At 38.8% G+C, this 11,850-nt stretch carries 10 protein-coding genes and 1 other annotated feature; of the genes, 8 read left to right on the top strand and 2 right to left on the bottom strand.

What is annotated here, in order from left to right:
- The 4 genes from ISU02_RS23760 to ISU02_RS13350 form a co-directional block, all read left to right on the top strand.
- A partial coding sequence (locus ISU02_RS23760; protein WP_207736306.1) for a hypothetical protein occupies positions 1 to 219 on the top strand: 219 nt, incomplete at its 5' end.
- A 137-nt stretch (positions 220 to 356) separates the two neighbouring features.
- Positions 357 to 560 (top strand) — a binding site (T-box leader).
- Between the two features lie 91 nt (positions 561 to 651).
- Positions 652 to 2,412: an arginine--tRNA ligase gene (argS, locus tag ISU02_RS13360; protein ID WP_194702335.1), complete on the top strand. Its 1,761-nt coding sequence runs from the start codon at positions 652 to 654 to the stop codon at positions 2,410 to 2,412.
- A gap of 114 nt (positions 2,413 to 2,526) precedes the next feature.
- Positions 2,527 to 3,681: an ABC transporter substrate-binding protein gene (locus ISU02_RS13355; protein ID WP_194702334.1), complete on the top strand. Its 1,155-nt coding sequence runs from the start codon at positions 2,527 to 2,529 to the stop codon at positions 3,679 to 3,681.
- 7 nt (positions 3,682 to 3,688) lie between these two features.
- A complete protein-coding gene (locus ISU02_RS13350; protein ID WP_194702333.1) occupies positions 3,689 to 5,329 on the top strand; it encodes an HD domain-containing phosphohydrolase in 1,641 nt (546 codons plus the stop codon).
- 190 nt (positions 5,330 to 5,519) lie between these two features.
- Here ISU02_RS13350 and ISU02_RS13345 read toward each other — a convergent pair whose 3' ends face one another.
- Positions 5,520 to 5,693 carry a helix-turn-helix domain-containing protein gene (locus tag ISU02_RS13345; protein ID WP_194702332.1) on the bottom strand — a complete coding sequence of 58 codons (174 nt, stop codon included), beginning with the start codon at positions 5,691 to 5,693 and terminating at the stop codon, positions 5,520 to 5,522.
- A gap of 44 nt (positions 5,694 to 5,737) precedes the next feature.
- Positions 5,738 to 6,658 (bottom strand): LysR family transcriptional regulator, encoded by a 921-nt coding sequence (locus ISU02_RS13340; RefSeq protein WP_194702331.1) that lies wholly within the window; start codon positions 6,656 to 6,658, stop codon positions 5,738 to 5,740.
- A 171-nt stretch (positions 6,659 to 6,829) separates the two neighbouring features.
- Between ISU02_RS13340 and ISU02_RS13335 the strand changes: the two genes are divergently transcribed.
- From ISU02_RS13335 to citF, 4 genes are read left to right on the top strand one after another with little or no spacing between them, the layout of a single operon-like run.
- Positions 6,830 to 9,112 (top strand): hydratase, encoded by a 2,283-nt coding sequence (locus ISU02_RS13335; protein ID WP_194702330.1) that lies wholly within the window; start codon positions 6,830 to 6,832, stop codon positions 9,110 to 9,112.
- 23 nt (positions 9,113 to 9,135) lie between these two features.
- Entirely contained in the window at positions 9,136 to 9,396 is a 261-nt protein-coding gene (gene citD / locus ISU02_RS13330; protein ID WP_194702329.1) for a citrate lyase acyl carrier protein, read from the top strand.
- Positions 9,396 to 10,292 carry an HpcH/HpaI aldolase/citrate lyase family protein gene (locus ISU02_RS13325; protein WP_194702328.1) on the top strand — a complete coding sequence of 299 codons (897 nt, stop codon included), beginning with the start codon at positions 9,396 to 9,398 and terminating at the stop codon, positions 10,290 to 10,292. Before citD ends, ISU02_RS13325 begins: the two co-directional genes overlap by 1 nt.
- Positions 10,289 to 11,830, top strand: coding sequence for a citrate lyase subunit alpha (gene citF, locus ISU02_RS13320; RefSeq protein ID WP_194702327.1), 1,542 nt, complete (start codon positions 10,289 to 10,291; stop codon positions 11,828 to 11,830). Before ISU02_RS13325 ends, citF begins: the two co-directional genes overlap by 4 nt.
- The last annotated feature ends 20 nt before the right edge of the window (positions 11,831 to 11,850 follow it).

Genomic DNA, 11,850 nt, shown 5'->3' with positions numbered 1-11,850 from the left:
TATACCCACATTTACTTTAAATTTATTAAGTGGTCAATGCCACCGTACCGAGTGATCTCAAAAATCGGAACCGGTGGTCTCACTCATCGGAACAAGTGGTCAATTTGGTCTGTAATACTCAATATTGTCCAAAATATGGAGCTTTCTCCAGACGAGACTGTCTCAGAAGTTGCGATGGCATATAATTTACAGAGCAGGGTTTACAATGCCTGTGAGTAAGCATCTATAAAGCCTTCGTAAACACTGTGACTAAAACGGAATCCATATTTTTCATTTTTCAGCGGGTCCATCATCTTGTCAAAAATGAAAGTTTTTATGGTTTACAATGATTTAAATATATGCTAATATGATTAAAATATTAACCTGTGATGAGAAAAGTACAGATTATGAGATCCAAGCGAGTGGGGAATGGTGTGAGCCCATGATTATAATTTTCTGGAAAAGGGCCTCTGAGGTTGCTTATTGAGCCTAGCAAAATGAGCACGGTAACCCCGTTATAGGTTTCGAGTGAGTGCTTTGCACTAACAAGAGTGGTACCGCGGATAAGCTCCGTCTCTTTTTTGAGACGGGGCATTTTTTATGATGAGGGCATCAAAGTAAGCACATTTCACAATACACAAAATCAAAAATAATTGAGAAGGAGGAAACACAATGAAGACATTACTTGAAGAATTATCAACCATTTTGACAATGGCATTTGAAGAAGCAGGTGTTTCTTCCAGACCAATTGAAGTGAGTTATTCTAGAAGACCGGATTTATGTGATTTTCAATGTAATTCTGCACTGAAACATGCGTCAAGTGTCTCGAAAAAGCCACTAGTGTTGGCAGAAGAAGTTGCAAAAATATTGAAAAAGAAGAGCGCTTTTTTGGAAGTCAGTGCGGAAAAACCAGGTTTTATCAATCTAAAACTTGCAGCTAATTGGGTTTCAAAACGGTTAAAGCAAATGAATCAAATGGATCGATTGGGCTGTAAAGCGAGTGATAATCCTCAAAATTTGTTGGTTGATTTTGGTGGCGCAAATGTGGCGAAATCATTACATGTCGGTCACTTGCGCTCTGCTGTCATTGGCGAGAGTCTCATACGATTGCTCTATTTTACGGGGCACAATGTCATCGGGGATATTCACCTTGGAGATTGGGGACTCCAAATGGGCTATGTCATAGAGATGGTTCGACTCAAAGATGCCAGTTTGCCCTATTTTGAAGAAACGACACTAGATGGGTATCCAGAAGAACCGCCTTTTGATATTGTAGAGTTGACGGAACTCTACACTCAGGCCAATATAAAGAGCAAATCGGATGAAGCCTTTAAAGCAAAAGCGGCTCAGGCAACTGTGGAACTCCAGAAAGGTCGAAAGGGTTATCTGGCACTTTGGCATCATATCATGACGGTTTCTAAAGCGGATCTTAAAAAAAACTATGATCAATTGCAGGTTCATTTTGACCTGTGGCTTGGAGAAAGCGACAGTCAAAAGCATATCCCTTATGTTCTAAAGCATCTTGACGAAATGAAACTTCTCGTGGAGAGTGAGGGCGCAAAAGTAGTGCATGTTGCCAAGGCATCAGATAAAAAGCCGATGCCGCCTTGTATTATGCAAAAATCAAATGGTGCAGCACTCTATGCAACAACGGACCTTGCAACGATTTATCAGAGAACACTTGATAAAAATCTTGATGGTATTATTTACGTAGTAGATAAAAGACAAGAGTTGCACTTTGAACAAGTTTTCAGAGTGGCGCATATTTCACAAATGGTATCTCCAGCGCTCAACCTGAAATTTATTGGTTTTGGGACAATGAATGGCTTAGATGGCAAGCCTTTTAAAACACGTGATGGCGGGGTGATGGCTTTGAGTGATCTGATTGAAATGATTACCAAGCGTGCCCTGATAAAATTAGAGCAATACAGTCAGTTGGAATCGCATGAAGAAAAAACACAAGCGGCACTGAAAATCGGTGTGGGGGCTTTAAAATTTGCAGATCTATCGAATCAGACCGATAGAGACTACGTATTTGATATGGAGCAATTTACGAGTTTTGAAGGTAAGACGGGCCCTTATATTCAATATGCAATTGTGCGCATGACGTCCATTCTCAACAAGCTTTCAGAGCAGAAGACAGAAGCCTCAGAAAATTTTAGCGGTAAAACGGCCATAGAAAAAGCGCTCATGATTAAACTGGCCGCTTTTAGCGATTGGGTCCATATGGCAGCTGAAACGTACCAGCCTTCAAAAATATGTGATTATGCATTTGATGTGGCTCAGACGTTTAACACGCTTTATCATGAGGTCCATGTGCTCTATAATTCGAAAAAAAGACAATCTGAATTGATGAGTCTGTTGAATCTTACGAGAGAAATTCTTGAAGAATGTCTCTGGCTATTAGGCATTGAAACACTTGAAAAGATGTGATCGGATTTGTTGGATTTTAACTTTTCTTAAAATAAAAATTATTTCTGCATGTTAAGATATATTTGCCTCCTAAATGGATATAATTAATTTATAATGGTTACAATGGAGGTGGCTATGAATATCAAGTTGTATAATAGGCACACACAGCACCACAATCAAAGCAAGATGGTGTTGATGTTTATTATCATAGCATTCTTTTCTGGCGTAATTCTATTCAGCTGTGAAAAAAAACCAATAAGAATCGGCTTTATAGGCGATTTGACCTCCAAGAATTCTCAATTGTCAATAGATGCCAGAAATGCAGTTGAATATGCTATGAATCAAGTTAATGAAAAAGGTGGGATCAATGGTAGAATGCTGGAACTGGTGGTTAAAGATGACCATGCAGATACTGCCACCGCTCTTGAAATGGATCAAGCATTTATAAAAGAAGATGTACACTTTGTCATTGGGCATATGCATAGTAATATGGCAGAGGCCATGAAACAATCGGCAAGTGATCAACTTCTGTTTGTTTCGCCAACTATGGGGACAGATGCACTCTCACGTATGGATGATTTTATTATCAGGACAGCACCTCTCAACTCTGAACAGGCAAATTTATTTTGTGAACATTGCATAGAGCACAACTTAAAAGATCTGGTGATCGTTTGTGATTTAATGAATCAAGAGTACACGAAAACAGTTGCTGGAAGCGTTCAGGAGATTTTAGTTGAGAACCACATGGCCCCTAAAGCCATTATCGATTATGATTCCAGAAGAGATGATTTGAAAAAAATCGTAAATCAAGTGATCGCTGAAAAACCAAGTACGTTATTATTGCTCAGTCAGGCAACAGATTCTGCGTATTTTGTACAGGGAGTCAAAAAGGAGATGCCTAATATCAATATCTATTCAGTGCCCTGGTCAATGACCAAGGATTTTATAGTCAATGGGGGCAAATATGCAGAGGGCACTCACTTTATAGGTGTGTATCATCCTGAACGAGAATCGCAGATGTATTTATCTTTTTCTGAAGGCTTTGAAAAGGTATACAATTATAAACCCTCATTTGCAAGTGTGCTAGGAGCAGATGCTTTTCAAACTTTGTATTTAGGGCTTAAAGGTGCCCAAGAATTGACACCGACCGATGTAAAACAAGCGATTATAGATACAAATACGATTCAGGGATTACAAGAAGAATTTTCAATTGATGCGTTTGGAGATGATACAAAAGGCTATATGTTTTTTGAACTCATTGATGGCAAATATGTCCCCATAAGAGAGTAGGCACAAGATGAGAAATACAAAGTTAAAAACCCATTTGCTAATCCATATTTTCCTCTATGTCGTGATTTTTATGACGATTGTAATGGGTATTGTAGCTCTATTTGTGAGGAATAGTTTGACCAATATGGCTTTTGATAAGACGGATGATACGCTTCGTATTTTGGAATTACAGCTAAACCATGCGATGGATCACCCCACGAATGAACTCGATCTTTACGCTACAATGTTCAGTGAAGAAAAGGAGAACTTTGAATCGAATATTGCAACAATACTCAAGGATGAGAGCTATATTGAACGTCTGGACATTTTGAGTGAAGATGGCATTATTGAAGCTACGATTCCCTCTAATGCAAGCGCAGTGGGATTTGATATGAGCAGTAGTAATGTCTATAAGAAAATTCACACTTCTGAAAATTATAGGGTATACGGCGAGATGACTGTAGATCCCTTTTTAGAACATTCAACGATGTTTATTGCTCGAAAGATTGAAGATAAATATATGATTGGATACCTCAACTTAGAAGCTTTTCAGAGCATATTGCAAAAAATCACAGTCAACGATGGTTACATAACGGTTTCAGATGAAAATGGGACTTATATTGGACATTCCAATAACGATCTCGTCGAACAGAGATCTGTGGATACCAATGTCGCAAAAATAATTGAAGGTGATTTACTGAGTAGAAGCAAGGTCAATTACCTTGGTGATGTGTGTATTTTGCAATACAGAAAGTTGCAAGATTATAATTGGTATATTATGTACTATCAATTTAACGATACCATAGTGAAACCTGTAACGAGGACCGTTATGACTATGGCTTTTTTTTCCATTCTCTCAATCCCAATCATAATGTTTTTTATCTTACGGATTGTCAGGAGAGTAGATACCTCGCTGGAACATTTGGTGCTCACAACAGGGGATATTGCAGAAGGCCATTATAAAGTGGCTCATGGCGATTTTCATTATGAAGAGTTCAATCGTGTTTTCCAGAGTGTTAGTGAGATGAGCATACAAGTTGAAGAAAGGGAAGAGGAAATTTCTGCTCTGAACGATGAACTTGAAACGAATTATTATACAATGGCAGTTTTGCTTGCAAAGGCCATTGAAGCAAAGGATCATTATACTGGGAATCACTGTGAGCGCGTTAGGGACTTTGCCATGATTCTTGGACAAGGGTACAATTTGTCCAAAATTGAACTCAGAGAACTCAAATTTGGAGCGACTTTACATGATATTGGAAAAATTGGTATCCCGGAGATGATTCTTAACAAGATGGGCAAACTCACAGATGAAGAATTTGAGATTATCAAAGGGCATAGCCAAGGCGGTTACGAGATCATCAAGGGTATGCCGACAATGCATTTGGCTAAACTGACTATATTGCATCATCATGAAAATTACGATGGGACAGGTTATCCGCATGGTTTAGCAGGGCACGAAATTCCACTTTTAGCAAGGATTGTTTCTATTGCTGATGCCTTTGATGCCATGATTTCTGAAAGACCCTATCGAAATCAGGTGATGTCTAGAAATCAAGCATTTGAAGAGCTTAAACAAAATGCAGGGATTCAATTTGATCCAGAGTTGGTAGAACTGTTCATTGAATTGATCAGAGATACCCCGATTGAGGGATCAATTAAAATATAAGGCCTCCGAATAAGCAACGTCTTTTTATAAGAGGGGTTTTCTATGTTATAAATGTTCAACTTTAAAACAAGAACATAACTTTAGGTTATGTTCTTATTCATTTTTTGTATTTGTTTTTATAAAGATGCAATGATAAGATCAAAATTGATCAAGCGCTTGAACAAAAATTTAACAAACGTCATTTCATGTATTATTGAACTGACCTGTTAGTATTGAGGAGAAATGATGGATTTCCGATGTCCTCTTCTAATTTACTGAGAAATTTACTCAAGGCGGGTTGTGAGACAAATAAGGCATTTGCAGCTTTTGTAATGCTACCGTGTTTGGCGATCTCCACTAAGTATTTAAAATCTCTTAAATTCATTTTGTCCTCCCATGTTCATCATGAATCTCAATACATACTGATAATTATGCCAAATCCTTTATGAGCTCAATAAAAGCAGTCGTAGCTCTAGGCTGATAATCGTTATTAAGGGTTGCAACGACAAGATCCCAGCTGGTTATTGAATCATCGCCAACCGTGTAAAGATCAATGTTATTCTCAAAGTTAATCAATTTGAGATACATCTCAGGAAAGAAAGTGACCCCAAAACCTGATTCTGCAAGCTTAGAAGCGGTGAGAATGTTTCGTGTGATCAGGGTTTTCGTAGGGGTAATTCCAGAAGCTCTAAAAATCCGCCTCGCTATGGTTCGGCTCATTTGATCATGATCGGTTAAGATAAAGCGTTCGTTCTCAAGAAGCTTTAAATCAATAGCGGGATATTTGAAAGAGGTATCCTTTTTTATATCTAAACAGATGGGATGATTCTTTTGCGTTGCCAGCAAAAAACGTGAGGATTTGATATAGTTAAAATTGAACGAAGCATCATCGTTCTGTACTTTATCAATATGAAGGACAGCCAAATCTATCTTACCAAGCTTAAGTTTTTCAATGAGTTCCATAGTATGGTTTTCTTCAAAGGTGATGTCGATGTTTGGAGCCATGTCAGAAAAAGTCGGTAAAAGTGAAGGTAAAAGCAGTGAGCCCACATAATTTGTAATGCCAAAGTGAATACGGCCATTTGCCAATTGCTCAATATCTTGAATCTCATTTTCAAAATCAGCATATATTTTTAGAACACTGTTTGCCATCATAAAATATTTAGTGCCAATATGAGTTAGGACGAGTCCATTTTTAGTTCTATAGAAAATGGAAGCGCCAAGATCTTGTTCAATTTTTTTGATGGCATTGCTTAGAGAAGGCTGTGAAATATAAAGTTTTGATGCAGCCCTTGAAATATTCCCCTCTTCGACAACGGCTCTTATATATTTAAAATCAGCTAATCTCATATTTACACCTCTCTCAGAAAACAATAAACTATAGGCAAAAACTATAGTGACTATTGAATATAATTATTTTACATATATTAAGACATATTATAACATAGAATTAATAAGAGCAAAAGATTCAGCTTATAGATTTGCAAAGGGATTAAAAATGATTATTTAAAGGAGATTTCTATGATTAAATTGTATGATCGCGGTGCCTATGTGATCAATGGTACTGAAATTGTTGAAGATTCAACTCGTGCCTTAGAAGAGATCCAATCAAAGTATGATTACGTGACTTCAAAGACAGAAGCTCAAAAAGGTACAATGGCTTATGGCATTATTTCTGAGCATAATATTTCAGACTCAGATGAGGCTTTACAATTGAAATTTGATTCATTGACTTCTCACGATATTACTTATGTGGGGATTATTCAAACAGCAAGAGCAAGTGGCATGGAGACATTTCCAATACCTTATGTTCTAACAAATTGTCATAACACTTTATGTGCTGTGGGGGGCACCATCAATGAAGATGATCATAAGTTTGCGTTATCCGCTGCGCAAAAATATGGTGGGATCTATGTACCGCCACATTTGGCTGTTATCCATTCGTACAATCGTGAAATGATGGCAGGTTGCGGCAAAATGATATTGGGCTCAGACTCTCATACGCGTTATGGTGCGCTTGGTACGCTGGCAGTTGGAGAAGGCGGCGGAGAGCTGGTTAAGCAGTTGGTTGGTAAAACTTATGATATCAATCGTCCTGAGGTAATTGCAATCTATTTAACGGGAAAACCTTCAGCTAGTGTTGGGCCGCAAGATGTGATGTTACAGATTATTGGAAAAGTTTTTAAGAATGGCTATGTAAAAAACAAGGTGATGGAGTTTATCGGTGATGGCGTTTCCGCACTTGATATTGAATTCAGAAATGGCATTGATGTTATGACAACTGAAACCACTTGTTGGTCTTCAATATGGTGTACTGATGAAAAAGTTCAAGAATATTTTGTAGCTCATGACAGAGCGGATGATTTTAAAGCGCTTAATCCAAAAGCCGTTGCATATTACGATGGTATGGTCTATGTTGATTTGAGCGAAATCAAACCATCAATAGCTTTGCCTTTCCATCCGAGCAATGTCTATACCATTGAAGAATTTAGAGCAAATGCACCTGAAATTCTCAAGAAAATTGAGGATGAAGCCAGAGCACTTTGTGGTGGAGAGTGCGATGTGGATTTACTGGGCAAGTACAGAGATGGTGAATTCTATGTGGATCAAGGTGTAATTGCAGGATGTTCCGGTGGTACTTTTGATAATATCGTCGCTGCGGCTGATATTTTAGAAGGTAACTCTATTGGCAATGGCAATTTTTCACTAAGTGTCTATCCGGAGAGTCAACCTGCTTACAGGGCACTTGTTGAAAATGGTTCAATTGGCAAACTGATGGATGCAGGTGCCATTATTCGTTCTGCATTCTGTGGACCATGTTTTGGTGCTGGAGATACACCTGCACATAATGAATTCTCAATAAGACATACCACTAGAAATTTCCCAAATAGAGAAGGCTCGAAACCGAGGGGTCACCAGATGTCTTTTGTTGCACTGATGGATGCGAAGTCTATAGCAGCAACGGCTATGAATGGTGGTAAACTCACTGGCGCTGATGAAATAGAGGCCGCTTATAAAAAATTAGACTATAAATTTGATAAGAGCATTTATGAAAAACGCAATTACAATGGCCTTGCTCACCCTGAAACTGAGAAAAGTTTATTAATGGGACCTAGCATTAAAGATTGGCCAGCTATGCCTCCTATGAAAGAGCATATGCTTCTCAAAGTTTCTTCAATGATTTTTGATGAGGTGACAACAACAGATGAATTGATTCCATCAGGTGAAACTTCTTCATATAGATCAGATCCTTATAAGCTTTCTGAGTTCACACTTTCAAGGAGAGATCCTCAATATGTCAACCGTGCAAAGGAAATTAGAACAGAGTCAGAAGCCTTATTGAATTCGGATGAAACCGCATTTGAAAATGTCTTTGCAAGAATTAAAACGGCTGGATTTGAAGTGAGTGCTGATAATGTCTCTTATGGTAGCTCTATTTTTGCTAAGAAACCGGGAGATGGTTCAGCCAGAGAACATGCGGCATCTTGCCAAAAAGTACTTGGGGCATGGGCTAACTTTGCACATGAGTATGCGACAAAGAGATATCGTTCTAACCTCATTAACTGGGGAATGGTACCGTTCATCATCAAGGAAGAACCACAATTTAAAATGGATGATTATGTGTTTATACCTCATTTGAAAAAAGCTATTTTAGCAGGGAATGCTACAATGGATGCTTATATCGTAGGGCAAGAAGTAACACCTTTCAAAATTAATATAGATGCACTTACGAAAGATGAACGCGATATCATTGTTTCAGGATGTCTCATCAACTACTATAAAGAAACACGTGCTAACGCATAGATTTTGCAGCTAGGAGGAGCGTAATGAGAGCAATGTGTGGAACAGAAGATGCCTCTGATGTATTGGTGTCCGTTTTGTTAGAAGGTCGTGGTATTGTAGTCAATTTAAAATCAAAGAATAAGCCTTTATTTGGAAGGATGATAGAGATTGCCGTTAGAGAGACTTGTTTAGAAATGAATATTGAAAATGCAATCATAGAAGTCAAAGATTTTGGTGCCTTGGATTTTGTAATTAAGGCACGCACGAAGACCGCTGTTAGAGCGGCTTTAAAGCAGGTGAACTAATGAAAAAAAAACTGAGAAGAACGATGTTATTTTGTCCAGCCAATAAACCTAAGCACTTATTTACATCGATGATTTATGAACCAGACTGCATTATTTTCGATTTGGAAGATGCGGTGCCGTTTAACGAAAAAGTAGCTGCGCGAGATTTATTGGTAGAAGCACTGAAAGCGATCGATTATGGTCAAGTAGAGGTCTTTGCCCGCATAAACGCATTATATACTGATTTTGGTGAAGATGATGTCAGAGCACTTGTACCTGCTGGACTCAAGAGATTGAGATTGCCTATGTGCGAATCTGAAAAAGATGTGAAAGATTTGGATGTATTATTAACTGAAATTGAAAGAGCTCACAATATCGAGGTGGGGTCTGTTAAGGTTCAATGTGCCATTGAAACCCCAAAAGGCGTTGTGAATTCGTTGGCAATAGCGCAAGCCTCTCCAAGGGTCACTTCTATTTCGTTTGGCGCAGAAGATTTTACGAGAACATTGGGCACAGATCGCACTAAGGCGGGCAATGAACTCTTTTTGGCGAGAAGCACCGTTGCATTGAATGCAAACATTGCTGGCGTAGATGCCATTGATACAGTTTATGCGGATGTCAAAGATGAAGAAGGTTTTATTAAGGAAGTAGAAAGTGCTAGAAACTTGGGTTTCTCAGGTAAATCTTGCATACATCCAAGTCAAGTTGAACTGGTTCATAAAATCTATACACCGAATTCAAAGGATATTGAAGCCTCTATAAAGATTATAGAAGCCGCAAGGAATGCAGATATTGAAAAAGGCGGCGTCATCGTCGTGGATGGTAAAATGATTGACATACCTGTCATTGCAAAAGCGGAGCGCATTTTAGAATTGGCAGTAGGTGCAGGTATTCAAATAGGAGGTGTGAGCATATGAGTCTGGATAAAACTTTTCCGAGTTATATAGAAGGTTATGGTACGGTTAAACCCTATGCTGGACCTTTTGCTACAGCACCTTCTGCCCATAGATATGGACCCAAATTGAGTTCATCAAAACCCGGGGACTCAAAGATCGTTTCTAATCTAGAGGCAGCACTTGAAAAATCAGGTATTCGAGATGGCATGACCATTTCTTTTCACCATCACCTGAGAAACGGCGATTATATTGTAAATATGGTTATGGATAAAATTGCAGAGATGGGGATTAAGGATATTACCATCTGTGCTTCTTCCTTGACGAATGCACATGAACCCCTTATTGAGCACATCAGAAACGGTGTAGTGACAGGATTGCATACATCTGGTCTACGCGGTAAAATTGGTAAAGCACAAGCCACAGAAAATATCTTAGGGAAACCTGTAGTGTTCAGAACGCATGGTGGCAGAGCAAGAGCAATAGAAGCTGGAGAAATTAAAATAGATATCGCCTTTATAGGGGCGTCTGCATGTGATCCCATGGGGAATATGAATGGCGTTGAAGGAAAATCTGCATTTGGCTCAATGGGTTATCCAATGGTTGACGCTCAGTATGCAGACAAGGTTGTGGTTATCACGGACAATATCTGTCCGTTTCCACTCAGTAAAATTGCCATTCCTATGCAGTATGTAGATTATATTATTGAAGTTGAAAGTATAGGCGATACAGCACTTATTGCAACCGGTGCTACACGTGTGACTAAAAATCCTACGGATTTATTGATTGCGAAACGTGCAGCTGAAGTCCTCGTTGCTTCTGGCTATATTAAGGAAGGCTATTCTTTCCAAGCTGGATCAGGAGGCGCTTCATTAGCGGTTTGCAAATATTTAAAAGATTACATGACAGAACATCAGATTGTGGGCAGTTTTGCAGCAGGTGGGGTTACAGGTTATTTAGTAGAGCTTTTGGAGCAGGGCTATTTTAAAGCTCTGTTGGACACACAAACATTTGATGTCATGGCGGTTGACTCCATTAGAGATAATACAAACCATATTGAAATGTCTGCCTCTATGTATGCTAACCCCCACAATAAAGCTTGCTCAGCGCACCAATTGGATGTTATGATTCTTTCAGCTACTGAAATTGATACACAGTTTAATATAAACTCATTGACGGGTTCCACAGGTTTAATTATGGGGGCACTTGGTGGTGCGCCGGATACTGCAGCAGGTGCGAAGTTAACCGTTGTTGTTGCACCAACCATGCGCAAGCGCATACCTATTGTGGTGGATAAAGTGACTAATATTGTAACGCCTGGCGATACCGTTGATGTTCTTGTCACTGAACGCGGCATCAGTGTCAATCCCAAGCGTCAAGATATTCAAAACATGTTAGATCAAGCCGGTATTAAAACCCTATCCATAGAAGATCATCTTAAACTCGTTGAAAAGTTCACTGGGAAACCAGATCATATTTCATACACAGATGAAATCGTTGGTGTGGTCGAATACAGAGATGGCACGGTAATTGATCTTATTTACAAAGTAAAGACAACTTAAATCCAAATAACAACTTATAG

Origin of the sequence: Fusibacter ferrireducens (assembly GCF_015352425.1) — a bacterium.
Lineage (GTDB): Bacteria > Bacillota > Clostridia > Peptostreptococcales > Acidaminobacteraceae > Fusibacter_A > Fusibacter_A ferrireducens.
The sequence above is the reverse complement of the archived record's forward strand: the minus strand, read 5'-3'. Positions and strand labels throughout refer to the sequence as shown.

Excerpts from the sequence above, each read along its gene's own strand:
- argS (WP_194702335.1), top strand. The coding sequence starts at position 652 with ATGAAGACATTACTTGAAGAATTATCAACCATTTTGACAATGGCATTT.
- ISU02_RS13355 (WP_194702334.1), top strand. The coding sequence starts at position 2,527 with ATGAATATCAAGTTGTATAATAGGCACACACAGCACCACAATCAAAGC.
- ISU02_RS13350 (WP_194702333.1), top strand. The coding sequence starts at position 3,689 with ATGAGAAATACAAAGTTAAAAACCCATTTGCTAATCCATATTTTCCTC.
- ISU02_RS13345 (WP_194702332.1), bottom strand. The coding sequence starts at position 5,693 with ATGAATTTAAGAGATTTTAAATACTTAGTGGAGATCGCCAAACACGGT.
- ISU02_RS13340 (WP_194702331.1), bottom strand. The coding sequence starts at position 6,658 with ATGAGATTAGCTGATTTTAAATATATAAGAGCCGTTGTCGAAGAGGGG.
- ISU02_RS13335 (WP_194702330.1), top strand. The coding sequence starts at position 6,830 with ATGATTAAATTGTATGATCGCGGTGCCTATGTGATCAATGGTACTGAA.
- citD (WP_194702329.1), top strand. The coding sequence starts at position 9,136 with ATGAGAGCAATGTGTGGAACAGAAGATGCCTCTGATGTATTGGTGTCC.
- ISU02_RS13325 (WP_194702328.1), top strand. The coding sequence starts at position 9,396 with ATGAAAAAAAAACTGAGAAGAACGATGTTATTTTGTCCAGCCAATAAA.
- citF (WP_194702327.1), top strand. The coding sequence starts at position 10,289 with ATGAGTCTGGATAAAACTTTTCCGAGTTATATAGAAGGTTATGGTACG.